General features: G+C 34.5%; 22 protein-coding genes. 3 read left to right on the top strand and 19 right to left on the bottom strand.

The genetic code is table 11. The annotated features are described in order from the left end of the window. Positions 1 to 194: 194 nt before the first annotated feature. The 9 genes from DMB71_RS02685 to DMB71_RS02645 all read right to left on the bottom strand — a co-directional run bounded on the left by DMB71_RS02685 (position 195) and on the right by DMB71_RS02645 (position 12,440). Positions 195 to 1,622 carry a phospholipase effector Tle1 domain-containing protein gene (locus DMB71_RS02685; RefSeq protein WP_111363433.1) on the bottom strand — a complete coding sequence of 476 codons (1,428 nt, stop codon included), beginning with the start codon at positions 1,620 to 1,622 and terminating at the stop codon, positions 195 to 197. Between the two features lie 41 nt (positions 1,623 to 1,663). Continuing rightward, complete coding sequence (locus DMB71_RS02680; protein WP_111363431.1) at positions 1,664 to 2,818, bottom strand: DUF2931 family protein; 1,155 nt, start codon at positions 2,816 to 2,818, stop codon at positions 1,664 to 1,666. A gap of 56 nt (positions 2,819 to 2,874) precedes the next feature. After that, a complete protein-coding gene (locus DMB71_RS02675; RefSeq protein ID WP_111363429.1) occupies positions 2,875 to 4,731 on the bottom strand; it encodes a phage baseplate assembly protein V in 1,857 nt (618 codons plus the stop codon). A 19-nt stretch (positions 4,732 to 4,750) separates the two neighbouring features. Next, positions 4,751 to 5,143 (bottom strand): type VI secretion system tube protein TssD, encoded by a 393-nt coding sequence (gene tssD / locus DMB71_RS02670; protein WP_091130700.1) that lies wholly within the window; start codon positions 5,141 to 5,143, stop codon positions 4,751 to 4,753. Between the two features lie 331 nt (positions 5,144 to 5,474). After that, positions 5,475 to 6,926, bottom strand: a complete 1,452-nt coding sequence (locus DMB71_RS02665) for a TolC family protein (protein WP_111363427.1) — start codon at positions 6,924 to 6,926, stop codon at positions 5,475 to 5,477. Further along, on the bottom strand, positions 6,919 to 10,086 hold the full coding sequence (locus tag DMB71_RS02660) for an efflux RND transporter permease subunit (RefSeq protein ID WP_111363425.1): 3,168 nt from the start codon (positions 10,084 to 10,086) through the stop codon (positions 6,919 to 6,921). Before DMB71_RS02660 ends, DMB71_RS02665 begins: the two co-directional genes overlap by 8 nt. Before the next feature lie 114 nt (positions 10,087 to 10,200). Then, a complete protein-coding gene (locus tag DMB71_RS02655) occupies positions 10,201 to 11,283 on the bottom strand; it encodes an efflux RND transporter periplasmic adaptor subunit (protein WP_111363423.1) in 1,083 nt (360 codons plus the stop codon). Between the two features lie 177 nt (positions 11,284 to 11,460). Next, positions 11,461 to 11,841: a hypothetical protein gene (locus DMB71_RS02650; RefSeq protein ID WP_111363421.1), complete on the bottom strand. Its 381-nt coding sequence runs from the start codon at positions 11,839 to 11,841 to the stop codon at positions 11,461 to 11,463. Positions 11,842 to 12,035: 194 nt separating this feature from the next. Beyond that, the gene (locus DMB71_RS02645; RefSeq protein ID WP_111363419.1) at positions 12,036 to 12,440 is read right to left on the bottom strand and encodes a GNAT family N-acetyltransferase; all 405 of its coding nucleotides are present in this window, start codon (positions 12,438 to 12,440) and stop codon (positions 12,036 to 12,038) included. Between the two features lie 173 nt (positions 12,441 to 12,613). Between DMB71_RS02645 and DMB71_RS02640 the strand changes: the two genes are divergently transcribed. Beyond that, on the top strand, positions 12,614 to 13,180 hold the full coding sequence (locus DMB71_RS02640; RefSeq protein ID WP_111363417.1) for an outer membrane beta-barrel protein: 567 nt from the start codon (positions 12,614 to 12,616) through the stop codon (positions 13,178 to 13,180). Between the two features lie 48 nt (positions 13,181 to 13,228). Here DMB71_RS02640 and DMB71_RS02635 read toward each other — a convergent pair whose 3' ends face one another. The 4 genes from DMB71_RS02635 to DMB71_RS02620 form a co-directional block, all read right to left on the bottom strand. Continuing rightward, positions 13,229 to 13,840, bottom strand: a complete 612-nt coding sequence (locus tag DMB71_RS02635; protein WP_111363415.1) for a tetratricopeptide repeat protein — start codon at positions 13,838 to 13,840, stop codon at positions 13,229 to 13,231. 162 nt (positions 13,841 to 14,002) lie between these two features. Then, positions 14,003 to 15,880 carry a M1 family metallopeptidase gene (locus tag DMB71_RS02630; protein WP_111363413.1) on the bottom strand — a complete coding sequence of 626 codons (1,878 nt, stop codon included), beginning with the start codon at positions 15,878 to 15,880 and terminating at the stop codon, positions 14,003 to 14,005. A gap of 252 nt (positions 15,881 to 16,132) precedes the next feature. After that, entirely contained in the window at positions 16,133 to 17,713 is a 1,581-nt protein-coding gene (locus tag DMB71_RS02625) for an NADP-dependent glyceraldehyde-3-phosphate dehydrogenase (protein ID WP_111363411.1), read from the bottom strand. A gap of 75 nt (positions 17,714 to 17,788) precedes the next feature. After that, positions 17,789 to 18,100, bottom strand: a complete 312-nt coding sequence (locus DMB71_RS02620; RefSeq protein WP_111363409.1) for a rhodanese-like domain-containing protein — start codon at positions 18,098 to 18,100, stop codon at positions 17,789 to 17,791. A gap of 360 nt (positions 18,101 to 18,460) precedes the next feature. On the opposite strand from DMB71_RS02620, the gene DMB71_RS02615 reads away from it, so the two are divergent. Both DMB71_RS02615 and DMB71_RS02610 read left to right on the top strand, forming a co-directional pair. After that, positions 18,461 to 19,087, top strand: coding sequence for a Crp/Fnr family transcriptional regulator (locus tag DMB71_RS02615; RefSeq protein WP_111363407.1), 627 nt, complete (start codon positions 18,461 to 18,463; stop codon positions 19,085 to 19,087). A 191-nt stretch (positions 19,088 to 19,278) separates the two neighbouring features. After that, positions 19,279 to 20,064, top strand: coding sequence for a sulfite exporter TauE/SafE family protein (locus DMB71_RS02610; RefSeq protein WP_111363405.1), 786 nt, complete (start codon positions 19,279 to 19,281; stop codon positions 20,062 to 20,064). A gap of 89 nt (positions 20,065 to 20,153) precedes the next feature. On the opposite strand, the gene DMB71_RS02605 is transcribed toward DMB71_RS02610, so the two are convergent. From DMB71_RS02605 to DMB71_RS02580, 6 genes are all read right to left on the bottom strand, one after another. Further along, positions 20,154 to 20,540 (bottom strand): helix-turn-helix transcriptional regulator, encoded by a 387-nt coding sequence (locus DMB71_RS02605; protein ID WP_111363451.1) that lies wholly within the window; start codon positions 20,538 to 20,540, stop codon positions 20,154 to 20,156. Positions 20,541 to 20,773: 233 nt separating this feature from the next. Next, the gene (locus DMB71_RS02600; RefSeq protein ID WP_111363403.1) at positions 20,774 to 21,178 is read right to left on the bottom strand and encodes a hypothetical protein; all 405 of its coding nucleotides are present in this window, start codon (positions 21,176 to 21,178) and stop codon (positions 20,774 to 20,776) included. A gap of 254 nt (positions 21,179 to 21,432) precedes the next feature. Then, on the bottom strand, positions 21,433 to 21,714 hold the full coding sequence (locus DMB71_RS02595; protein ID WP_162614764.1) for a hypothetical protein: 282 nt from the start codon (positions 21,712 to 21,714) through the stop codon (positions 21,433 to 21,435). Between the two features lie 9 nt (positions 21,715 to 21,723). Then, positions 21,724 to 22,086 (bottom strand): hypothetical protein, encoded by a 363-nt coding sequence (locus DMB71_RS02590; protein ID WP_162614763.1) that lies wholly within the window; start codon positions 22,084 to 22,086, stop codon positions 21,724 to 21,726. Positions 22,087 to 22,205: 119 nt separating this feature from the next. Further along, complete coding sequence (gene cydB / locus DMB71_RS02585; RefSeq protein WP_111363399.1) at positions 22,206 to 23,282, bottom strand: cytochrome d ubiquinol oxidase subunit II; 1,077 nt, start codon at positions 23,280 to 23,282, stop codon at positions 22,206 to 22,208. A gap of 2 nt (positions 23,283 to 23,284) precedes the next feature. Continuing rightward, the gene (locus DMB71_RS02580) at positions 23,285 to 24,631 is read right to left on the bottom strand and encodes a cytochrome ubiquinol oxidase subunit I (protein ID WP_111363449.1); all 1,347 of its coding nucleotides are present in this window, start codon (positions 24,629 to 24,631) and stop codon (positions 23,285 to 23,287) included. Between the last annotated feature and the right edge of the window lie 321 nt (positions 24,632 to 24,952).

The raw sequence follows: 24,952 nt of genomic DNA, 5'->3' as shown, positions 1-24,952 counted from the left end.
TATGTATTTGCCTCCGCTCGAATAAAACACATTTGGAGATAGTACCACTACAGGATAGCCTTTTGGGGTACATACCATGCCGTCCCAATCAAATTTTTCTTCATTCATGTTTTCTTCAATTATGTTTTCCTTCTTATGGCACGCACTAAATTGCGTAATTAGGATAAGTATTATTAGTATAATTATTTTTTGCTTCATTTGCTTGGCGTTAATGCGTTGTCTTCAATAATAGTGCGTCTCATTGTGCCAGGCCCATCAGGTCTATTTGTTTCCATACCCATGGAGTCATCATTTGCTGAAATGTGCAAATAGCGATTACGAATATGTTTCAGCTCATGAATATTATTTAATTTTGCCTTTAAAGATACCGCTCCTTCCTTTTCGATAGCCAAATTCAAAAGCTTGTTTTTAACATTCTCCAATTCAGGAATTACCTTGAAAGCCTTGTATTCCTGACTATCATCAAAAGACTTAAATTTTACCCCATTCTTCTTAGCAAAATACATCATGATGGTCAAGGGAACAAATTGATAAGAATTTTCAAGTTCCCTTGTTCCTGTGTACGTTTGCCCCGTTTTTATTACCTGTTTTTCATTATACCAGCCTTCATTAATCCAGTCCTGTTTTTTCGCAAGCCACGGACGTATAACTCTTTTCTCTACATGTTTATACTCTTCATACCCACCGCCTACATCAGAATGTGCACCAGGTATTTGAAGCTCGAAACCCACCCCTGCAGCAATAGAACTGGCAATGGTAGTAAGCGAAAAGTTTTCTCGGTATTCATTTTCTGCCGTAAGGTGTATGACTTTCTTGACCATACCATCTAGCCTCAATCCTAATTCTTTGACATCATTGTTAAAATTATAAGTGGCCGCCGCGCCTAACTTACCTAAGTGGCCTTCGGGCTCATAAGAAGATACCGTATCAAACAAACCGGCAAAAGCATAGGTTATCTTGGCTTTGGGGTAACTTTTTTTAAACCGTTCTTTGGTAGTGGTAAGAAAACTTCTGGCTGCTGCTGCTCCACGGCTGAAACCAAAAACGGTTATAGTCAGCTCTTTTACATATTCTTTTTTATTATTACAAGTTCCATCAATTTTTGTCTTGATATTTGTAAAGCCTTTTTTTACTTTTTTAGGAATCCCCGTATCACCAGAGCCAAAGGCAAAGCCCATGGCATCTCCTTTCTTGTCATCCTCAGTACCTTCACCTTCAATATATTCTACTAATATCTTTTTTTCTTTGTCTTCAATTGCCATGTAAGACAAAGCAGCAACGTTAGAATAGCCGTTTTCGTAACTGCTTTCTTCCTCATAATTTTTTTTATAAATTACTTTGCTTTCTTTACTGGTTTTGCTATCGCTGTCTTTGTCTAATCGCCTAGAGGTATTGTTTCTATTGTTTTTGGTTCCATCAAAAAATACTATTGCGGTTACTTTTACTCCTTTTAGGTTTTCAATCGTTTCATAAGTTGTAGGATCTCCGTGTGAAACTCCCTTCTCTTTGCCTATTTGCTTTACCTTTCTGGCATGATTTTCAATACCTTCTCTGGCGTAGTTAATGTTATTTCCTCCAGTAAACTCTAGAATATCTCCTTCTACTATGGTTATTTTGCTCATAATTAATCTATTTACTGCTTTTGATTTTTTATTAAAATCGGTTATTTTTGATTCTTCAAATCATTGCTTTTATCCAAAGTGAACAATCGCAAAAGCCCTTTTTCGAGTTTGATTTCTTTTTTATCGTTTTTTAAGGTTACTGTAAAGCTTTTAAAATCATCATCGACCGTTATAAAAATGGTTATAATGGCTTTAGGGCTTACCTCTTCCAGTTTTTTGAATGCCTCAATGGTTTCCTGCTCGTCGAGGGTTTCTAGTCTTATAAGGTAGTTTCTGTGATTTTGGGCAGTAACATACATTCCCAATTTATTTGGGACTACTTTGTCGCTAGGTTCAAGTATGGTTTTATTGAACTCTTCTTCACTCATTTTTGGAGTTAAACATCTGGTATATTCGCTATTTAAAAAACCAATATAATGATGATACATTTCCAGTGGCTCATTAAACTCCACTTTCCAATTGTAGCGCAGCCTGTAATCGTCCCATTGCTTGCAGCTTATTTTTCCTTGTTTTATTATTTCACGAACTTCAGTAGGAACCTCTCTAGATATTAGTTCCCTTTCAACCACAGCATCAGGCATATCACCACTTAATTTAAAATGGGCTTTATATACTTCATTAGCTTCTTTTCTCTCCAATTCCCTAGCTTGATACCTCCCTATCTCCACCTTGTTTTGTCCATTCATCCATACCACAACCATTCCTTTTGGTGCGAGTCCTACGGTGAGAGAACTGTAAGTTTCCCAGTGCAAGGTTTCTTTACCGTTATCACTATCATTTGGAATGCCATAGTCCATATACCCTTCCTTAAACAAATTGTAGATTTTTTGCTGTGGCAAAGCAAATTCTCCTTCATAAATTTTCATCTCGGTCGGTGCGTACCATACAATACTCACATGATCTGGTGCAGGTTTCGGCTGACTGGACCAGCTACGTGCAGAGCCTGTCCAATCTGAACCTCCAGTATCACTCATGTTTGGAATTAATGTTATGTATTTGCCTCCGCTCGAATAAAACACATTTGGAGATAGTACCACTACAGGATAGCCTTTTGGAGTGCATACCATGCCATCCCAATCAAATTTTTCTTCGTTCATGTTTTCTTTTTTTTTATCGCTATTCAAATCTTTCATTTGGCAGGCACTTAATTGAGCAATAAGCACACAAATTATTGCTGTAATGATTTTATATTTCATGGTATGGTCTTTATATATTATCTCAGTTTTTCAAAATATTAATATTTTGCCCATAACTAAAACATGCTAGTACTCTCTGCTGAATTGTTTTTTATTTCTTTGTCGGAGTGCAACTCGTGATTGCCTTCACTTTGAGCGACTATTTTTCCATTAGAAATCCGAGTTCTGTTCTTTTCTGTACGAGATTCTTTGTCTCCCTTTATATATTCAGACATCTTGCCTATCACATTAATTAAATAATCAGCACCAACAGCTATACTATAAAATAATCCAGTTTTTGTTTCTTTATATCCAATTGCAGTTTCGTTTATATTTTGTCCTGCACTTGTTGTTATATCTCTTCCTGCATTTAATATTATATCTTCCCCTGCGTTTATTGTTAAATTCTTAGGAGCATCAATGATAGTATTTCCTTTTCCATCCATAAAATACTTATTACCGCTTGGGTCTTCAAGTGAAGCGCTTCCATCAGCATCATTCATAATCGCTGTAATTCCAGAACGGGTTTTCATAACCTTTAAATCATTATTCGGCGTACTGTAACCGCTTTTTTCTTTTCTGCTGGTCATGGTTCCCATTACAATTGGCAGTTCGGCATTATTGCCCTGAAAGTCTACAAAAACGGTGTCGCCAATTTCAGGTATGATATGAGAACCTCTGGCATCGCCACCGTAATTCTGCACTAAAGGAATGTAAGGCGTCGTTTCGCCTTTTGCTGCCTGCCAAGGCATCTGCACCTGTATGCCACTGAGTCCGTCAGGATCTGCATTGGCGGTTACAATGGCGGTCTGGCTTTTGCAGTAGGGCACTAAATCTGGATCCGTTTCGGGAGAAAATACAGAACCGTTAAAATTTACGGCTGTAAAGTGGTTTTCGTAACCGCCGCCGTCATCGCAGATGTGTGTAATCTGGGTTACGCGGTAAGAGCTCTCCAACTGCATGTCGACACCCAATACGCGCACTTCGTTTCCTACGGTAATTCCCGGAACTTCACTCGATGCTTTCATTTCTACCAAATGACTTAAAACAGCACGCATTTTGTTTTTGGCATATTCCTCAGAAGATCGTCTTCCAGATCCGCCCACAGGAGTCTGGTTAAGCTGTATGACGGTTTCTTTGTTAAAAACTTCATTAGACCTGTTTAAAAAGTTTTGATGGAATCCGTCGGCTTCTTTTCTGTATCTTAAGGTTTCGTCGGTTCTATACTCGCCGCCACTATTGTCATTTTCTATTATTTTAAACTGGGCAGGTAAGAGTTTAATAGTATAATCAAAGTCCTGCATGTTAATTCCGTAGATTAATTTTGGCTGTCCGCCAACACCTCCAGGGCTTCCAAAAATGGTTGTACGCCCGTTATAATATAGCCAGTGTCCGTTTCTTTTTGCCAAACGGTTTAGAAAAGAGAAATTGCTTTCGTTATACTGCACCGTATAAGGCAGGTTGTCTAAATAAAATGGTCTGACATCCATATCGATATCGCTGCCTGATTTTACTCTGCTTACAATATCGCTCAAAGACATATTGGCAAAAGAATTGCATTCAGGTCCGTTTTCTAGAACTATCGTAGAACTCTTCCCTTTTATCACAATGGTTTCTTCTATGTCTCTGATGCGGGATTTCTGCAGTTTGATTTCGGTCACAATGCCATAAAACTGCATAATATAATCTTTAGGATCTGCGCCAATAATAAGGTCTTCCAGTCCGTCTATAGGTTTTATCTCTATGCTTATTTTTTCTCCGTATAATTTCTGAGAAAAAGGCATAACGCTTTTAAACTCTTCCACCAATAAATCTTGCCTTACTTCGAATGAAAAAGTGTGATGGTCGTGAATGGTCTGAAAAACTTCTAATTTGTTGAAATTAGTAATTCGAATTTCGCCAATTTTAATATTTGTAATTGTCTGCAATGCCATAATTAGTCATTTAGAAGTTCTATGAGTTTTTCCAATTATTTTCAAAAAGCGTGTTTCCGATTTTTACTTCATTTGATGAAATTAAAATCTCAGTAACCATAGGAACTGATCCTTCACTTCTAAAACTTTTATGAAACGATATGCAATAGCCTTTTTTGAAGGTTACATTTTTCATGGTGCTCATCGCGTCTCTGCGATAAAAAATGACTTTTCCGTCTTTTACGCTGGTCTGAGACACCATCCAATCTGAAAACAAATCTGTCTGCGTGCTTTCTATTACAAGTTTTATTTGCCCGCCTTTTGTTTTGTTGGCAGGTTTTCCGTTGTTATCGACATTCTGGGTAAAATGAACATCAAATTCTAAAACATTAAACACTTCATTGTCTAATTCTAATTTTGCTAAAAAACTCATATTTAAAGGGTATTGATTATTTTATAGGCTTTTGTAGATTTTATAACCTTAATCAATAAATGAGAAGTGGTATTTAAGTAAATAAAATATTACATAATTATATTGTAAATATAATAAATAGTTTCAAATAAGTAAGAAAAATATTAAATTTATGAATAGATAGAAAATTAAAAAGTATAAAAAAACCCCAAGAACTAATAGATAGCTCCCGAGGTTTATGGTCACTTTTTTCGGAATAGTGAATTGCAAATATAAGATAATTTTCTTACAAAAAAAACCTTTCAGAATTTTACTTCCGAAAGGCTTTCTTTCTACAAATTAATTGGCAATATTATTTCCATCCGCCGCCCAAGTCTCTGTAAACATGAACTGCAGCATTTAATTGTTCTTTTTTAGTGTCTATTAATTCTAGTTTTGCTTCTAATGCATCTCTCTGCGTCATTAAAACTTCGAAATAATCTACTCTAGCCGATTTAAACAAATCGTTTGAAACATCAATAGAAGTATTTAAAGCGTCAACTTGTTTTGATTTAAGATCGTATCCTTTTTGAAGATTCTCAATCTTAGACATCTGATTTGAAACTTCTAAATAAGCGTTTAAAACCGTACGATCGTAATTGTATAATGCTTGAATCTGCCTTGCATTTGCACTTGCAAACTCCGCTTTAATTGCATTTCTATTAATCAAAGGAGCAACAAGATCTCCAGCCAATGAATATAAAAGCGATTCTGGCATAGTGAACAAATAAGAAGGTTTAAAAGCGTTTACCCCAATCGCAGCAGTAATATCCAAAGAAGGGTAAAACTCAGCACGAGCCACTTTTACATCCAGTTTTGCTGCAACCAATTCCAATTCAGCTTGTTTAACATCTGGACGATTCTGTAACAACTGAGAAGGAATTCCAGAACTTACTTGTGCTGGCAATAAACTTAAGAAGTTAGTGCTACTTGTTCTTTTAATTTCCTGAGGATATCTTCCTAGCAAAAAGTTGATTTTGTTTTCGTTCTCTTTTATCTTTTGTAAAATATCAAACTCTAAACTTTGTGAAGTTAAAACCTCTGCTTCAAATTTCTTAACTCCCAACTCGGTTGCTCTTGCCGCTTGTTTTTGAACTTTTACAATTTCTAAAGCATTAGTCTGCAATTTGATGGTTTGTTTTACAATATCCAATTGGTTGTCTAAAGCCAATAATTCATAATAAGAATCGGCAACTTCTGCGATGAGGTTGGTAATCACAAAGTTTTTACCTTCTACTGTAGCTAAATATCTGTTTAAAGCTGCTTTTTTAGAATTACGCAATTTTTTCCAGATATCTACTTCCCAATTTGCATAAGCCGCAATAGTAAAATCTCCTAGCGGATCTGGCATTTCTTTACCAGGCTTAATTTCTGTTGTAGCATCACCCGCACCTTGGCTCGTATATCTACCCACTTTTTCTACTCCTGCTCCAGCTCTTAAACCTGCTGTTGGCAATAGAAGCCCTTTTTTTACACGGATATCATTCTTTGCAATTTCGATTTCCTGCAAAGTGATATTTAGTTCCTGATTGTTTTTTAATGCGGCATCAATTAAATCTACTAGATTCTGATCTTTAAAATAATCTCTCCAGTTTAATGCTGCTGTATTATTGTTTGCGTCCTGAGTCTGTGCTGTTGCACCAAACGATTCAGGAACAGGTGTACTGGTTGTAACTGCTGCCTCAGGTGCAGGGGTTTTACACCCTGCAACTGCTAGACATACAGCCAATGCAATACTATATTGATAGGTTTTAACTTTATACATGATTGTTATCAATTTCTTCTGTTAATGGATTTTCTAATTCATGTTTTACCAATTTGTATTTTTCTGCAATTTTGGCAAAAATGAAATACAAGCCCGGAATTACGAATACACCGCAAATGGTTCCGATAAGCATACCTCCAGCAGCTGCAGTACCAATTGTTCGGTTACCAATTTTACCTGGACCAGTTGCAAAAGCAAGCGGTAATAAACCTGCAATAAAGGCAAAAGATGTCATTAAGATTGGACGGAACCTTGCTTTTGCTCCTTCCATTGCTGATTGTAAAACTGATAATCCTGCGGCATGTCTCTGAATAGCAAACTCTACGATCAATACAGCATTTTTACCTAATAATCCAATCAACATCACCATCGCAACCTGAGCGTAAATGTTGTTTTCTAATCCTGTTAATTTTAATAAAAGGAAAGCTCCAAAAATACCTGCTGGTAACGAAAGAATAACTGATAATGGCAAAATAAAACTTTCATATTGTGCCGCTAATACTAAGTAAACGAATCCTAAACAGATTAAGAATACCCAAATTGCCTGATTGCCCTGAGCCACCTCATCGGCAGAAATACCTGCCCAGTCAATATCATATCCTCTTGGCAATTTTTCAGCAGCAATTTTCTGAATAACTTTAATCGCTGTACCAGAACTATAACCAGCAGCTGGAGAACCACTAATCTGAGTTGAGGTATACATGTTATGACGCGTAATTTCTGAAAGTCCGTATACTTTTTCTAATTTCATAAAAGCAGAATAAGGAACCATTTCATCACGATCGTTTTTCACATATAATTTCAAGATATCATCTGGCTGTGCACGATATTCTGGCGAAGCCTGAACAATTACTTTATAGTTGATACCGAATTTAATAAAACTGATTTCATAGTTACTTCCCACAAGAGTTGAAAGCGTATTCATCGCATTTTCGATAGAAACCCCTTTTTGCTGTGCCAAGTCATTATCAACTTTCATCATGTATTGAGGGAAACTAGAACTATAGAAACTAAATACGTTTGTTAATTCAGGCTGTTTGTTCAATTCGGCAACAAAGTCATTGTTTACCTGTTCCATTCTCTTATAATCTACAGAACCGGTTTTATCTAACAAACGAAGCTCAAATCCTCCAGCAGCTCCATAACCTGGTACAGCTGGCGGTTGGAAAAACTCGATATTAGCTCCTGTAATATCTTTACATTTTTCTTCCATTTCGTGCATAATCTCCAAAACAGATTCTTTTCTGTCACTCCAGTCTTTCAAGTTAACCAAACACGTTCCTGAGTTGGCACCTGTACCTTCAGACAGAATTTCATAACCTGCCAATGAAGAAACCGATTTTACTCCGTCAATCTCTTCTGCAATTTTCTGAACTCTCTCTGCAATATTGTTCGTTCTTTCTAAAGATGAACCTGGAGGAGTCTGAATAACGGCATAAAACATTCCCTGATCCTCATTCGGAATAAATCCTGAAGGAACTGAACTGCTTATTAAAAATGTTCCGATACAGAAACCTACAAGCGCCAAAATAGTAACGACTCTTCTATCAACGATTTTACCTAAAAGATTTTGGTATTTACCTTGTGCTAAATTGAATTTTTCGTTGAAAGCATCAATAAATCTATTAGCTGGCGTTGGTTTTTTAGGCTGCCCATGATTGTTTTTTAACATCATTGCACAAAGTGCAGGTGTCAATGTCAAAGCCACAATACCAGAAAGAATAATCGCAGTAGCCATAGTTACAGAGAATTGTCTATAGAAAACTCCAACTGGACCAGACATAAACGCAACTGGAATAAATACCGCCGCCATTAAGAATGTAATTGCCACAATTGCACCCGCAATCTCATGCATGGCTTGTTTCGTTGCTTTAAATGGCGAGAGATGTTCTTCTTCCATCTTGGCGTGAACGGCCTCGATAACTACAATCGCGTCATCGACGACTACTCCAATTGCCAATACTAAAGCAAACAATGTAATTAAGTTCAATGAAATGTCAAAGAATGTCATGAACACAAAAGTTCCTACCAACGATACTGGAACCGCAATTGCAGGAATAACCGTAGAACGCCAGTCTCCTAAGAAAAGGAAAACTACTAAACCTACCAGAATGAATGCTTCAACAAGCGTGTGAATTACTTTTTCGATAGAAGCATCAAGGAATTTAGAAACGTCATACGAAATTTCATAATCCATTCCTTTTGGAAATCTTTGTTTGATTTTTTCTAATTTGGCCTTAACTTCTTCAATAACTTGATTCGCATTACTTCCAAAAGATTGTTTTAATACGATCGCTGCAGAAGGTCTTCCGTTCAAATTAGAATAGATATCGTACATCGAACTTCCAAATTCAACTTTTGCAACATCTTTTAGTCTCAAAAGCTCACCATTTGGATTTGCTTTTACTACAATATTCTCATACTGTTCTTTTGTTGTAAAACGTCCAGAATATTTCAATACATATTCAAATGCTTGAGAACGTTTACCAGAACTTTCTCCCGTTTTACCTGGAGAAGCCTCCAAACTCTGACTAGATAATGCTTCCATTATTTCATCAGCAGAAATTTTATAAGCTAACATACGATCTGGTTTCAACCAAATACGCATTGCATATTCACGTGTTCCTAAGATATCTCCAGAACCAATACCATTTACCCTTTTCAATTCAGAAAGTACGTTGATATCGGCATAGTTATACAAGAACTTCATATCAGTATTTTTGTCTGTACTGTAAAGATTCACGTACATCAACATACTCGGTACTTCTCGAGTAATTTTGATACCTTCACGAATTACCAAAGGAGGAAGTTTATTGGTAACAGAAGCCACACGGTTCTGTACGTTAATTGCTGCTTGGTTAGGATCTGTACCTAAGTTAAAAACCACTTTAATTGTAGCTTCACCGTCGTTTCCTGCATCAGAAGCCATATATTTCATTCCCGGAACCCCGTTTAAGGCTCTTTCCAAAGGAATAACAACCGCCTTGATCATCAACTCACCATTAGATCCAGGATAATCTGCGGTAACGTTCACCATTGGAGGCGAAATTGTAGGGAACTGTGTAATTGGTAAATTTAAAACCGACAACACCCCTAAAAAGACAATAATCAACGATATTACTATCGAAAGAACAGGTCTTTGAATAAATTTATTAAACATTTTAATATTTTTTAAATGATTAAACTTATTGAAGTTTAAAATTGTCTCACATTTCAGGTTTCAGGTTCAGTACGCAACTTGAAACCTTAAACTTGAAACTATAGAAACAAAAAACTATTCTGCTTTTAAGCGTAAATGATTGATTACTTCTTTAGGAGATTCGTAATCGAATTTAATCTTGTCGTTTTCTTTTACTTTTTGAACACCTTCTAGTAGGATTCTATCATTTTCTGTAATGCCACTTTTGATTACATATAAATCAGGAATTTCTCCAGTAATTGTGATCTCTCTCGAACTCACTTTGTTGTCTTTCCCTACTACAAAAACATATTTTTTGTCTTGAATTTCGTAAGTCGCTTTTTGCGGAATTACAATAGCATTTTTAAGAGGAACATTCATCTGAACTTGTCCTGTTTCTCCATTTCTAAGTAATTTTCCAGAATTAGGGAATCTTGCTCTGAAAGCGATGTTTCCAGTTTCATTGTTGAATTCACTTTCAATTACCTCAACGTTTCCTTTTTCTTTAAAAAGTTCCCCGTTAGCCAAAACTAAATTTACTTTGTTATCTGCACGGTCTTTAATATTCGTTTCATAACTAATATATTCTGGCTCAGAAACATTGAAATAAGCAAACATTTGACTGTTGTCTGAAAGACTAGTCAATAGTTCTCCTTCGTCAATTAAACTTCCTAGTTTTAAAGGAATACGGTCAATTGTTCCGTCAAACGGAGCTCTGATTTCTGTAAATGATAAATGAAGCTTTGCTAATGATACTTCAGCTTTTGCAGATTGCAGTTTTGCCTGAGCAACACTCAATTCGTTTTTAGAAACGATATTTTTGTCTGCCAATAATTTAGAATTCTGCAATTCGATTTCTGCAGATTTTTGTTCTGACTGCGCTTTTAATAATTCTGCCTGATACATGTTTGGCATAATTTTAAACAACAGCTGTCCTTTTTTTACAAACTGTCCTTCGTCAACATATATATTTTGTAAAAACCCTTTTTCTTGAGCGCGAAGCTCGATATTACGAACCGATCTAATTTGTGAAACGTATTCTTTTGTAAACGAAGTATCAATTCTGACCGGATTAGTAACAGTGAATTTTTCAACTTCTTCTTTTTCTTCTTTTTTAGATGTACAGCTCGTTAAGCACACCAAGGCCATTAAGCCTGTGAAAACAATGATTTTTTTCATGATTTAGTTTGGAAATTAAGCGATTGAATGCTTTGGAATGAATATTCCTTTTGGATGTTAAAATGTATCAGTCAGCCTTAGTCCAGACCTTCACCTTCATATAAGCAGAAGTAGAAAAATATACAACAGCAAGATACGCAGAGATCAAAACTCAGGTAACCGATGTATACTATAAAATCAAATTCTTAATACTCGTTGAGTAATATAAATAGGATTTGAATGCCCGAATATAGGCGTAGAAAATTTTAAACGATTAGAATCATTCGCTGCAGACTGATCTGAAAGTGCCAGATACAACGCGTCTACCAAACTATACGAAGCAGTAAAATATTTGTTCGCAAGTAAATCAACATCTTCACCTCCAACTAGATCTTCTTCTAAATCAATATCCGTAGCTTCTTCAATTGTTGAACTTCCGCGATCCTGATTGGTAAACTTAACTCTGTGTTTTTGTAAATGATGGTGATTATGAGGACCAAAAGTATTTGCATTCAAATATTGGCCTCCGCCAAACAGAAGCATATTCATGAATACTAAAAATACTATTAACTTTCTCATTTCGGTGCGAAAGTAATAAAAGAATTAAAACAAAAAAAGATTTTTTAACAAGCTTTAACAGTTACATAAAATGAAAACGTTTTCGGTAACTTTTTATATGAAGATTAGATGAAGAAAAGCATCATTTGATTCAAAAAACACAATATAAACAACTACAAAACAATAATTTATCCGAAACAAAAAAGCTATTATTTTTAAAGTTCAATTTCCATTATCGTAAACTCCTGACTAGCTTTTACAAATGTTTTATGAGTATCTATAAGTCCTGTTTTTTCATAAAAAGATTTTTTATTGCTTCTGGCGTTACACCAAACTTTTTCTATTTTTTTACTTTTTGCAAATTCAATAATATATTTTAAAAGATAGGAAGCAATTCCTTTTCCTTGATATTCTTCTAAAGAAGCCAGTTTTCTGAATTGCATTTCCTTTCCTTCTATAAAACAAGAAACTATAGAAACTAATTTATCATCCTCAAAAACGCCAAAATGAAATCCTGAATCGTCTTCTTTCAATTGTACAAATTCAAACGGTTGGTCAGGCCACATTACTTCGTGACGAATCTGCCAAGTATCTGATGCTTTTATTGTTTTAATTTCCATAAGTACCTATTAAATCTTCTCAAAAATAATTCATTTCGATCTCATATAAGAACGTAAAACAAAAAGCAAACACAACTAACAATCATAATCTTATAAAAAATAAACCAGATAAATCATTCAATTTTAATCTATTATGATTATTTTTATGGTACCAAAATCAAACAGATTCCGTTATGAAAAAATTCTTTTTAGCAGCGTTTTTATGTATTTGTGCCAATGGATTTGCACAATTAATACAAATCGGACCGCAATTTTCGACCAATATTACTTCTGTTGATGCAAAAAATTTCAGCTCCGATCATACGAATACAGGAATTGGATTTGCCGCTTTTGCTCGAGTAAATCTTACTGTTTTTTATGCGCAGGGTGAATTTGGTTATGCCCAAACTAATTTTAGTGTTTTCCAAGATGGTCGAGGCGAAACCGAATTTAAATTATCTGGCACTGATGCCACTTTAATAGCCGGCTTCAAAATTATTCCACTCGGAAAAATAGGAAATGTAAGAGTTTTTGCGGGATACAACTGGAAAAATTATTCAGATATAAGCAGTAGCAATAATCTTAACGCTATTGCATTTGAAAGGAACAATCATAGTATTCTCGGAGGTGTTGGGGTCGATGTTTGGAGGCTTACTTTTGATGTGAGATATCTTGCGGGGCTTACAGATATTGATGCTTCTCCTAATAGTGAAATTAAAACTGGAGTAACTAATTTTTCTCTAGGATTTAAATTTTTATAAATCATAAAAAAAGGGAATCAATTGATTCCCTTTTTTTATGATTTATTTTTAAATTTTAATGTAATAACTTTCTTCATTATCACCCGTTATCTTTCGTATTCCTTCTTCTGTTTTAACCGCTACATTAACAACATGTAGTATGGTTAACTTTTCATTCAGACTGCAGTTCCAAATTGTTCCATCTGAAAGGATAATCTCTGAAAATGGAGATACATTAGAGTTATTGTCATTATAAACTAAATTTTCTGTTTTTAGGAGTTTCCTTACTTTCGTTTTTTTGTCTTCCTCATAAAACAATATTTCATTTTCTTTAATTTCTACTAATTCATCAAAATCAGATTGATTATTATTTACTGAAGCTGTAGACCAAACCGGTTGACTCCCCGCTCTTTTCCAAGTTCCAACAACTTGATTTAAAATTTCTTTCCTTAGAAGTTCTCGCAAAGTATCTACTTTACTTTCGGCATCTTTTCCAATTTCATTGTCTGGTTTAATCTTAGCAGCTAAAGAGAACAAATCAATAGCCTTTATAAAATCTGATTTTTTGTAATAAGAAACAGCCAATTCGTATTTGTTTTTCTGAAATGCTGTTTTTGGGTCATTCTGTCCAAAGAACTGAAATGTACTTAATAATACAATCAGCACACATGTTTTTTTCATTAAAGTTGTAGGTTTTTTAGTATTTTGCAAACCTACTTTATTTTAAACAAATACCTTTACGTATTTCCGTATTTTAGAATATTTTTAAACATTCCAAACAATTAATATCAATTGTTTAAAACAAAATAACTTTATTAACCATTTCATTAGAATTAATTCAATCTACTTAACAAGTAAAATATTATTTTCTGGTGTTGCATCCATAAAAATGCCTCCATCAAGCTGAATTTGGGCTATTTTTTTTGTGCTTTTCAGAATTATTTTGGCTGTTTTTTGATTTTTCTCCCAAATTGCTGGCGTTTCATGCAATGTTATTTTCGATTTATCAGCGTAAGTAATTATTACGTCAAACGGAATTGCAAAACCTCCAATGTTTTCTACTGTTATAATTTTCTTATCAGCAGAAATGCCTTTTATAGCGATATCTAAATAATTGTTGGTAAAGAACCAATTATTAAAAAACCAATTTAGATTCTTACCTGTCGCAGTATTAAACGAATTAAAATAATCCCAAGGAATTGGGTGCTTTCCATTCCAATTATCCATATAAGAATGCAGTGCTTTTTTAAATAAATCGTCGCCAAGTAAATCTTTCAAAGCCAAATAAGAAAGAGAAGCTTTACCATAGGAATTATTTCCGTAGCCTGCTCCAGAGACTTGAGTAGACATCGTTATAATAGGCTGATCTTGTTCTGAAGATCGATCGCTTATATATTTTTTTACTCTAAAATCTTGATAAAACTTATCAGCTGCTTCTTTGCCATGTTCAGCAATTCCGATTAAATATTCAAAAGTTGTTGCCCACCCTTCGTCCATAAAAGCATAACGAGTTTCATTGATTCCCATATAAAAAGGGAAATACGTATGAGCCACTTCATGATCTTGCACTAGCTGAGCAAAAACAGGATCTCCCATTTGAGAATCGTTACACATCATTGGATACTCCATGTCAGCGAAGCCTTGAAAAGCTGTCATTTTAGAAAAAGGATACGGAACTCCTGGCCAGTTATTAGAAAACCAATCTAAAGCATATTGGTTGTTTTTTACAGAATTAACAAAATCTGTTCCTTTAATGTCATAAGCCGCCTGAACACTTGCGCGACGATTTGTTTTTTTATCAACTACAACACTGCTGGCATCCCATAAATAATGATCGCTTAAACCAAAACATACATCTGTGATATTTTTAGCTTCAAATTTCCAAACGTTCCAATCGTACTGTTTGGTTACAATACCGCTTTTCATTTCTTGTTCATTAGCGATATGCAGAATTTCGTCTGTTGTGTATGACTTTTTCAAACGTGATGCAAACTCAGGTTGCAAAACCTCATCTGGATTTAATAAATCGCCTGTTGCATAAACCACATAATTTTTAGGTGCTTTTACAGAAAAAATATAGTCATTAAAATCATTATAGAATTCTTGGCGGTCTGTATGTGGTATTCTGTCCCAGCCATTATAATCATCCAAAACAGAAACTCTCGGATAACTATAAGCTACAAAAAAAGTAGTTTCGTCAATCTGTCCTTCTCTTCCGCTCTCTTTAGACAAAGGATAATTCCACTGAATATTTATGATAGTTTTTGAATGCGGCAAAATTGGTTTCTGCAATTTCACATTTCCAACAGTTCCCCAATTTCTAGCGTCTTCTTTATAGACTTCATTTTCTACTTTTAACGACGTAATTGTTAATCCGTCGCTTAAAAAATCGTCGTTCACATCTCCGCCTCGAGATGAAGAAGGCTTATGAAGATTATTTACAAAACGGATCACTAGATTTCTCAGCGTATCCTTGCTATTGTTTTCATAAATAATAGTTTCTGTACCTGAAACCATTTTGGTTTTAGGGTCAACAGAAATTTCCATATTATATTTTCCTCGGTTCTGCCAATAGTTTACGCCTGGTTTTCCATCTTTAGAGCGTGTTCCGTTCTCATAGGCTTTTTTAATATTTCGTGGCATGTAAAGCTCTTGAGCAATAGTATCTTGGGCAAAAAGAACAAATGTTATTAATGCAAATTGCAAAAATCTCTTTTTCATAAATGATTCTTAGGACTTTAAATTGTTTGGTAAGTAATAAGACTGCTTTTTTTTAATAATGTTACAAATTTAATTATTAATTGTGAATTGTTGGTGGTTGATGGTTTGTAGTTGATGGTTGGTGATTAATGGTAATTTTTAATTAAAAAAACTAAGCATCTTGCCTCTCAGAACCTTAGCATCTTTAAAAGAAAAAACCGTCTGTCACCAAAGCAACAGACGGCATCTACAATTAATATATAACCTTGATGGCTACAAAATATAATCAGTATTAATAAAATTTGATTCCTTGCTGTTAAGCAATTCCTGCAGAATCTCATTATTATAATCGATATCTTTTGAAGCTACAAACGTACGAATTGAAAATGAGCGCAATGCATCTGGAATACTTAAAGTTCCTACTGCAGAATCTTTTCTTCCTGTAAAAGGGAAAGCGTCTGGCCCTCTTTGGCAAGAACTATTTAAGTTTACTCTACAAACTAAGTTTACCAAAGCATCAATAAGTGGAGCCAATGTTTTGATGTCTTTACCAAACAAACTTACTTGCTGTCCGTAATTTGATTCTGCCATATCTTTCAATGGTTCTTTGATATCTTTGAAAGAAAGTACAGGAACAACTGGTCCAAACTGTTCTTCATGATACACACGCATTTCTTTGTTTACTGGATACAAAACGGCTGGAAAAATATAATTATCAGTATGTTTTCCTCCTTTTTCATTGATCACTTTAGCTCCTTTATGAACAGCGTCATCAATTAAACCTTGAATATATTTTGGTTTATCGGTTTCTGGAAGCGGTGTTAAAGAAACTCCTTTTTCCCACGGATTTCCAAAAACCAAACTATCTACTTTTTCAGCAAAGCGTTTATTGAATTCTTCTCTAATAGATTCGTGAACATATAATACTTTTAAAGCCGTACAACGCTGACCGTTAAAAGACAAACTTCCTGTAATGCATTCCTGAATAGCCAAATCTAAATCGGCATCTGGAAGAATAATCGCTGGATTTTTGGCTTCTAAACCTAAAATCAAACGCAGTCTGTTTTTGTTTGGATGCTGATCCTGTAAAGCAATCGCCGATTTACTGTTTCCAATTAATGCCAAAACATCAATTTTTCCAGATTTCATAATCGGAGAAGCTACTTCACGTCCTCTTCCGTAAACGATATTGATTACCCCTTTTGGAAAACTGCTTCTGAAGGCTTCCAACAATGGTGAAATACATAAAACACCATGTTTAGCAGGTTTGAAGATTACGGTATTTCCCATAATCAAAGCTGGAATCAATAACGAGAAAGTTTCGTTTAAAGGATAATTATATGGTCCTAAACACAAAACAACTCCAAGAGGCCCACGGCGAATCATTGCGTTTACTCCTTGAACTTTTTCAAAGTGCGAACTGCGCCCGTTTAATTCTTTATAACTTGCAATTGTATCGTAAATATATTCTACTGTTCTGTCGAATTCTTTTTGCGAATCTCCTAATGATTTTCCGATTTCCCACATTAAGTATTTCACTACTTCTTCGCGGGTTTCTTTCATTTGCTTTACAAATTTTTCCATGCATTTAATACGATCCACTACTTTCATAGTTGGCCATAAACCTTGTCCCATATCGTATGCGTTAGTAGCAGCTTCAACAACTTCTGCTGCTTCTTTTTCTCCCATAAAAGGAATAGATCCTAATAAAGTCGGCGAATATTTTTCTGTTGAAGAAATAGTAGAAAACACAGGTGTGGTTTGCCCTGTCCATTGTTTCAATTCTCCATTTACAAGATAAGTATCTTGGTTTATCAGACTATTGATCTGATATTCTTCTGGTATAAAACTCATAATTTGGTTATTTAATGGTCTGGTAATTCTATTTTCAAAAGAAAAAAGAGGCTTTTTTATTGCCTCTTCTTCTTTTTATGGATGTACTGTTTCACCTTCCCAATCTAGGATTCCTCCAAGCAGATTGTAGGCGTTTTCTATACCTAACTCGTTCATGATTTGGCATGCTTTTGCGCTTCTAGCCCCAGAACGGCAGTATACGTAATAGTTTTTATTTTTGTCCAATTCTTCGATTTCATAGATAAATGCCTGCCCTTTATTGATATCAATATTAAGAGCATTCTCAATGTAGCCGTCATTAAATTCGTCTTCAGTTCTTACATCAAGTATAACTGCATTTTCGTCAGCCTCTAACTGAGCAACCCAATCTTCTTGTGATAAATTCATAATAAAATGTGTTTTTGTAAAATTACGACGTTTCTATATATAAAAAACGTACCAAATGCGATTTCGATTATTATTCTCAGAAAACGTTTTAGAGAAAGTATTATAATCAGTGAATTACAAATTTAGTTACTATTTTTAAAAATTCAGCCTACAAAATCGATAGAAAATAGGATTTTTTCATTTACATAAAATTCATCTTAAATCTAGTTTTCTGATAATTATTCCCATTTCAAACCATTATCTTTGCAAACAAATACATTTTTTAATTCGATTTTGACAAATATATCAGCCACGAATTACACCAATTCTCACGAATTAATTAGTGGCAATTCGTGTAATTCGTAGCAAAAAAAATACACAATGCAACATTCATTAAAAACCATATTTCCTAATTTCTCTAACGAACTTATCGCTACAATTGAAGAAAACGGAAGCCTTCAGGATTTTGAAGCCGGAACCATTTTAATGCGTACCGGACAGTATATTAAAAATACCGTTTTGATTATTAAAGGTAAAATCAAAATCTATCGTGAAGGCGAAGATGGCGGAGAATTTTTAATGTATTACCTGCAACCTGGACAAGCCTGCGCCATCTCGATGATTTGCACGGCAAAAAGCGAAAAAAGCCAGATTATGGCAAAAGTGGTAGAAGATGTTACTGTGATGATGATTCCACTGCAATTGATGGATAAATGGATGATGGAACACAGATCTTGGTACGAATTTGTAATTGAAACCTACAGAAGCCGTTTTGAAGAAGTGCTCGAAGTAGTTGATAATATCGCCTTCCGCTCTATGGATGAAAGATTGGAATTCTACTTAAAAAGACATTCTGATGCTTGTGGCTGTTCTGAAGTGAATCTTTCACATCAAGAAATCGCAACCGAATTAAATACTTCAAGAGAAGTTGTTTCAAGATTATTAAAAAAAATGGAGCAACGAGGCTTAGTCAAACTCAACCGAAACCAGATTGAGTTATTGAAATAAAGTTTTTAGCCACGAATTCACGAATTTTATTTTTTCAATCTGAAACGAAACAAATTAACTAATCTGTGAAATTTATTACACAAATAAAATTAGCGCTAATTCGTGAATTCGTGGCGAAAAAAAAATCTTCTGTGATAAATGTTACTGTAGGATTCTAATTTCCGAAGCAACTTTGCACTAAAATAAATGCAATGGAATATTTAGGCTATTTTGCTTCAATCATAATCGGAATCTCGCTTGGTTTAATCGGCGGAGGTGGTTCTATACTTACTATTCCAATTTTAGTTTATTTATTTAAAGTCAATCCAGATCAGGCAACTTCTTATTCTTTATTTATTGTGGGATTAACGGCACTATTTGGAAGTTATAGCCATTATAAAATGGGAAATCTAAAACTGAAATCAGCCTTGTATTTTGCCGTTCCTTCGGTTATTTCGATTCTGATCATCCGTGAAGTTATTTTCCCGCAAATTGCATCGACTTTATTTTCTGTTGCTTCTTATACCGTTTCAAAAGATTTTCTGATTATGATCATCTTTTCGATCCTAATGATTACTGCAGCTATTTCTATGATTAAAAAGAATCAGACAGAAATAACATCGGCAGAAACCAATTATTTACAGCTTAGCTTTATTGGTTTTTTGGTCGGAATTGTAACGGGTTTTCTAGGCGCTGGCGGAGGATTTCTGATTATTCCCGCCCTGCTTTTTTTCGCAAAACTTCCTATGAAACAAGCCGTTGGAACTTCATTATTAATCATTACCATTAATTCATCAATAGGTTTTGCAGGCGATTTATACATCGGAACACCAATAAATTATACTTTTTTATTGAGCGTTTCAGCAATGGCGTTAATCGGAATGTTTATTGGTAGCCAACTTTCTAAAAAAATTGACGGCGCAAAATTAAAACCACTCTTCGGATGGTTTGTCCTCGTAATGGGATTTTATATTATTGCTAAAGAAGTCTTATTCTAAGAGCAATTTCAAAAAGTTTTATTTAGTTTCACTTGTAGAGTAATCTTTGTCAAAGCATTAAACTTTGACAAAGATGAAACTAAAAACCTTCAAATCTCTCCAAATTTATCTTTGTAACGTTCCAATTCAATTTCGGTTCTGGAAAGCAATTTTTCTAGCAACTGAATTTTATCTTCATAAAGCTCTTTTATAATCGAACTATTATCGGCATTTATCAAAATGCTTCCGTTATTATTTCCAGTTATTTTATTAAAACTATTAAAGTATTTATCGTATTCAAAACTAATTATATCCTCTACGCTGACATCTAAAATCTTTCCTATTTCAACCAATTTTTCGTAGCTCAAAGAAGTCTTTCCTTTCTCAATTTTACTGTAACCTGCCTGAGTTACACCTAATCTTTCTGCCATATATTCCTGAGTGTAGTTTTTTAACTCTCTAATGTTTCTAATCTTGTTTTTAATTGTTGTGGCCATAATTTTATTCTGATTTGAGGTCATGTATAGTTAAAACAGCCAGCCGTTAAATAATAACGGCTTAACTATACTTATTTTTGGGATTATTTTAAGCTTTCTCACAATTAACATATTATGAGAAAGCATTTTGTATTATTTTTTTCTTTTAATGATCAAACAAGCATATATGAATGCTGCCATCATGAAAAACATCATAATGGAAAATATCAAATACGAATATCTCTGATTTTTTCTTATGCAGTTCTTTGTATACTGCGTTCAAACTGAATATCAAAATAATAATCAATCTGCTTGCCAACCAATGTGCGGTCTTTTAGTTCGATTTTAGTTCTTATTTCATTTTGATAAATATCTTTAACAAAAATAAAATATACAAATTCGGCCTTATCGCTAGACCACAAAGCTACAACCACTGCATAACACAAAACTGCAGGAATAACATAATGCAGGTCTGTTATATTAGAAAATAGCATGCAATAATATGCAAAAGCAGTTACAGCAATAAACGCGGTATTTTCTAGAAAATACTTTTTCTTTTTTTTGAGCAGTCCGAGTTCTTTAATTTCATCAAACCGATACTGCCAATTCTTAGATTTGTAACGAAATCTAACCTTGTCGGAAAAAATTGTTAATGGCATAAATTTTAGTAGGTAAAAATAGATTTAAGCTTTTAGTAAAATCGTTTCTAAAATTTTTTTTAGGGGGAAAAAATTCTTAGAAACACAATATTAAGCATTAACTGCTTTTTTTTCCTACAATCCAACTTATAGAATATAACTATCGGTTGTAATTCAATCTTTTGTAAAAATTATCATACGCTTTTAGCTGCTAAAATATATTTATTTTTAGAAGATAATTAATTTGGGCGTTTCCTTCGGCCGGGCTATCCGCTTTATTCCCGATTAACAAAAACTACGGCTAAAAAGCCTTGTTTTTCTAAATCGGGAGATACCGCTCCTATCCCTAACGCAGACTCAGGTAAAAAGCAAGTTTTCATTATTACAATTTCATTAGAATAAAATTGAAATTGAGAACAATAATTTTCTTGAATTGCCTCCAGCTTTAGCTGGAGGTAAACAAATGTGTACAAAAAAGGCTTTAGCCAAAAACCATAAAGTTTGGCTAAAGCCCAATTCAAATTAAAACAAAAACCTCCAGTTAAAACTGGAGGCAAGTCATTATCTTAATGTTCAATTTCTAAACTTTTATCAATAACCCAAGGAATATGAGTTTCAAATTCTACCTGAATTAATCCTTCCGTATTTTCAAAAAATGTCAAACTATTTTGTTCACAAAAACCTATTGAGAAATTATTACCAATAGCCGTTAATTCAATTTGAGAAACTTCATTTTCAATATCTTTTTTGCAATTTTTACCTTCAATAAGTTTACCTTTAAAATGAAACCATCCTGCAATATGATGCAATCCATTAGATAAAATTTGATAGGATAAAATTTCAACTTCTTTATTGTAATCAATTCCTAAATTTGAAAATAAACTTTTAACTTCTTCAGGAAAAACTTTTTCGCGATTTTGAATAATCATTACATAAACATGATTCGGCTCCACCTTTACTAACATGAGAATAAGTTTCGAGTGTCAAAGCTTTATCAACTTCAAATTTCCAATTTTTAAATTGAACAACTTCCATCATTAAAAAATTATCAATGTTCCCCATACCCAACATCATCCATTTTCCCACTGAAAACTCGATATTGAATAATAAAATAGATAATCACCAGAAACAAAGCAATAAAAAACCAACTCAATCCAGCGTTCAATCCGTATTCGTGAGCGGCAGTATTGTAAATGGTTAATGACGGATTTACTTTATTGGTTGAAGGCAGAACATTCGGAAAAATCGAAACTGCTGTAGAAGCAAAACCTCCAACTAAAAACAAAGTCGAAAACAGAAATCCGTGACCATCTTTTTTGAAGGAACGAACTTTAAATAGTCCAGCAATTCCAACAAAAGTCATTAAAGGAAAAAACCAAAGAATCGGATTTTCAACGAAATTATGAAATGGCTTTGGCTCGATAAAATGCCAAATTCCCAAAGAAATAAAGACTAAAATCAGTAAAACAAAATTCAGTCTAAAAACTACATTTTTCAATTTCGGATTCAGTGCCGAATTTGTTTTATAAATAATCCAGTTTGCGCCGTGAATTGTCAAAGCAACAACACTTACAACTCCTAGAAAAAGCGTAAACCAATCGATAATTCCTAATTCATTTGCCTGCGGACTAAAAGTCGGATTCCATAAAGGCAAAAAGAAATAATGCGCTTCTTGCGTAGAAACGCCGTTTTGAACCATTCCGAGATTGACACCACGAACGATATTTCCAAGAGCAATTCCGAAGAAAAGAGCCAAAAGCAAACTTGCGATTCCGAAAGCTTTATCCCAAATTGCTTCCCACATATGATTATGAATCTGCCCACGCATTTCGAGTCCGATGGCACGGAAAATCAGAAGCCATAAAATCATAATCAACGGAAGGTAAAATCCGCTGAAAGAAGAAGCATATAAAATTGGAAAAGCAAAAAATAAAACGCCTCCGGCCGCAATAAGCCAGACTTCATTGGCATCCCAAAACGGACCAATTGCATTTGTAATTGCTTTTTTGTCTTTTTCTGTATCGGCAAAAAATAAATGAATAATTCCTGCACCAAAATCATAGCCGTCTAAAACCAGATAAACAGCCAAAATTCCCATTAAAACTACGTACCAAAAAAATTCCATACTTATATTTTTTCTGTTGAAAGTTCCACATGATGTGGCCCTTTATTGATAATTTTTCCAACCAAAAGTAAAAACAGCATTCCCAGCAAAAGGTATAAACCAATAAAACCAAGCAATGTAAACAACGTATTTCCAGAAGAAACTGTTGGCGAAGCTCCAGCCGCTGTTCGCATTAAATTATAAACCAGCCAAGGCTGTCTTCCTAATTCCGCCGTGTACCAGCCTGTTGTATTGGCGATATACGGAAATGGCATCATAAACATAAGCGACCATAAAAGCCATTTGGTTTCAAAAAGTTTCCCTCTTATTAATTGGAAAAGAGAAATTACCATTAAACCAATAAAAACAGTCCCGAGTCCGACCATAATATGATAAGCATAATACAATCCTGAAATATTGGTTGGATGCAAATCTTCTTCAAACTGATCTAAACCTTTTATTTCCTGATCCCAATTTCCGTAAGTCAGGAAACTCAGAATATTTGGAACAGCAATTTTATTATCGAGTTTTTTGTCTTTTACGTCTGGCTGTCCGATTAAGACAATCTCTGAACCTTTCTTTTCGGTATGAAAAATCCCTTCCATTGCGGCAAAAGTTACGGGTTGATATTTCACCACATTTTTAGCGGCTAAATCTCCTGTTGGAACCGCCACAATAATGCTCGAAATCAATCCGAAGATTACTCCTGTTTTCAAGAACAATTTTCCGAAAGAAACATTCTTTTTGCTTAAAATATATAAAGCTCCAATTCCGGCAACAACAAAAGAACTTGTCACCAATGAAGCGGCTTGATTGTGCAGATAAGACGGCCAAAGCCACGGATTTAAGAATAATGCTTGAAAATTATTCAATACAAATTTTCCGTTTTCCAGAATTTCGTACCCCACAGGATTCTGCATCCAAGAATGTGTGGCAATGATTAAAAATCCGCTAGCCCAAGAACCAATCATAATTAATAATCCCGTTACAAAATGCCATTTATGTCCGAGAAGTTTTTCTCCAAACAGAAATAATCCAAGAAAAGAAGATTCTAAGAAGAAAGAGAACATTCCTTCCATAGCTAACGTCTGGCCAATGATTCCGCCCGTTAATTCGGAGAATTTTGCCCAATTGGTTCCAAACTGAAACTCCATCGGAATTCCAGTTACCACACCCATGGCAAAATTGAGGGCGAAGATTTTCATCCAAAAATGGGTAGCGTGATTGTATTGTTCGTCTTGAGTTTTGAGATATTTCCACTTGAAGTAAACAATGATGAGCGAAAGACCCATTGTAAGTTGTGGAAAGAGATAATGAAAAGTGATCGTGAAGGCAAATTGCATTCGATCATAAAAGAGCATTTCTTCCATAATGGTAATTTGTTTATGAAGTTCCACAAATTTAACCATTAGAACCCGAATTAACGCCCTTTAAAAAAAGTTTATCGCCCGATATTTGTTAAACTTTTCAACAATTTAAAGGGTAGAAATGACACTTGTTGCTTTTCGATTTATGTACAGTCTGTCATTTCGACCGAAGGGAGAAATCGCACGCGGGATTCGACAAAGATTGGCGACATTCTATGTAGAGTTTCTAGCGTGATTTCTCCCTTCGGTCGAAATGACAAGATTGCGTATAGATTTACATGATCAAAAACATAACCCGTGGTTTCAACCACGGGGACACAATGC

The sequence above is a fragment of the Flavobacterium tistrianum genome (assembly GCF_003254545.1).
Taxonomy (GTDB): domain Bacteria; phylum Bacteroidota; class Bacteroidia; order Flavobacteriales; family Flavobacteriaceae; genus Flavobacterium; species Flavobacterium tistrianum.
This window is presented reverse-complemented; position numbering and strand designations above follow the sequence as displayed.

Bases quoted from the DNA above. Each gene is read 5' to 3' on its own strand.
- DMB71_RS02630 (WP_111363413.1), bottom strand. From the start codon at position 15,880: ATGAAAAAGAGATTTTTGCAATTTGCATTAATAACATTTGTTCTTTTT.
- DMB71_RS02605 (WP_111363451.1), bottom strand. From the start codon at position 20,540: ATGGCCACAACAATTAAAAACAAGATTAGAAACATTAGAGAGTTAAAA.
- DMB71_RS02620 (WP_111363409.1), bottom strand. From the start codon at position 18,100: ATGAATTTATCACAAGAAGATTGGGTTGCTCAGTTAGAGGCTGACGAA.
- DMB71_RS02660 (WP_111363425.1), bottom strand. From the start codon at position 10,086: ATGTTTAATAAATTTATTCAAAGACCTGTTCTTTCGATAGTAATATCG.
- DMB71_RS02680 (WP_111363431.1), bottom strand. From the start codon at position 2,818: ATGAAATATAAAATCATTACAGCAATAATTTGTGTGCTTATTGCTCAA.
- cydB (WP_111363399.1), bottom strand. From the start codon at position 23,282: ATGGAATTTTTTTGGTACGTAGTTTTAATGGGAATTTTGGCTGTTTAT.
- DMB71_RS02665 (WP_111363427.1), bottom strand. From the start codon at position 6,926: ATGTATAAAGTTAAAACCTATCAATATAGTATTGCATTGGCTGTATGT.
- tssD (WP_091130700.1), bottom strand. From the start codon at position 5,143: ATGAGTTTTTTAGCAAAATTAGAATTAGACAATGAAGTGTTTAATGTT.
- DMB71_RS02635 (WP_111363415.1), bottom strand. From the start codon at position 13,840: ATGAAAAAAACATGTGTGCTGATTGTATTATTAAGTACATTTCAGTTC.
- DMB71_RS02640 (WP_111363417.1), top strand. From the start codon at position 12,614: ATGAAAAAATTCTTTTTAGCAGCGTTTTTATGTATTTGTGCCAATGGA.
- DMB71_RS02685 (WP_111363433.1), bottom strand. From the start codon at position 1,622: ATGAGCAAAATAACCATAGTAGAAGGAGATATTCTAGAGTTTACTGGA.
- DMB71_RS02610 (WP_111363405.1), top strand. From the start codon at position 19,279: ATGGAATATTTAGGCTATTTTGCTTCAATCATAATCGGAATCTCGCTT.
- DMB71_RS02590 (WP_162614763.1), bottom strand. From the start codon at position 22,086: ATGATTATTCAAAATCGCGAAAAAGTTTTTCCTGAAGAAGTTAAAAGT.
- DMB71_RS02675 (WP_111363429.1), bottom strand. From the start codon at position 4,731: ATGGCATTGCAGACAATTACAAATATTAAAATTGGCGAAATTCGAATT.
- DMB71_RS02645 (WP_111363419.1), bottom strand. From the start codon at position 12,440: ATGGAAATTAAAACAATAAAAGCATCAGATACTTGGCAGATTCGTCAC.
- DMB71_RS02625 (WP_111363411.1), bottom strand. From the start codon at position 17,713: ATGAGTTTTATACCAGAAGAATATCAGATCAATAGTCTGATAAACCAA.
- DMB71_RS02655 (WP_111363423.1), bottom strand. From the start codon at position 11,283: ATGAAAAAAATCATTGTTTTCACAGGCTTAATGGCCTTGGTGTGCTTA.
- DMB71_RS02650 (WP_111363421.1), bottom strand. From the start codon at position 11,841: ATGAGAAAGTTAATAGTATTTTTAGTATTCATGAATATGCTTCTGTTT.
- DMB71_RS02600 (WP_111363403.1), bottom strand. From the start codon at position 21,178: ATGCCATTAACAATTTTTTCCGACAAGGTTAGATTTCGTTACAAATCT.
- DMB71_RS02580 (WP_111363449.1), bottom strand. From the start codon at position 24,631: ATGGAAGAAATGCTCTTTTATGATCGAATGCAATTTGCCTTCACGATC.
- DMB71_RS02615 (WP_111363407.1), top strand. From the start codon at position 18,461: ATGCAACATTCATTAAAAACCATATTTCCTAATTTCTCTAACGAACTT.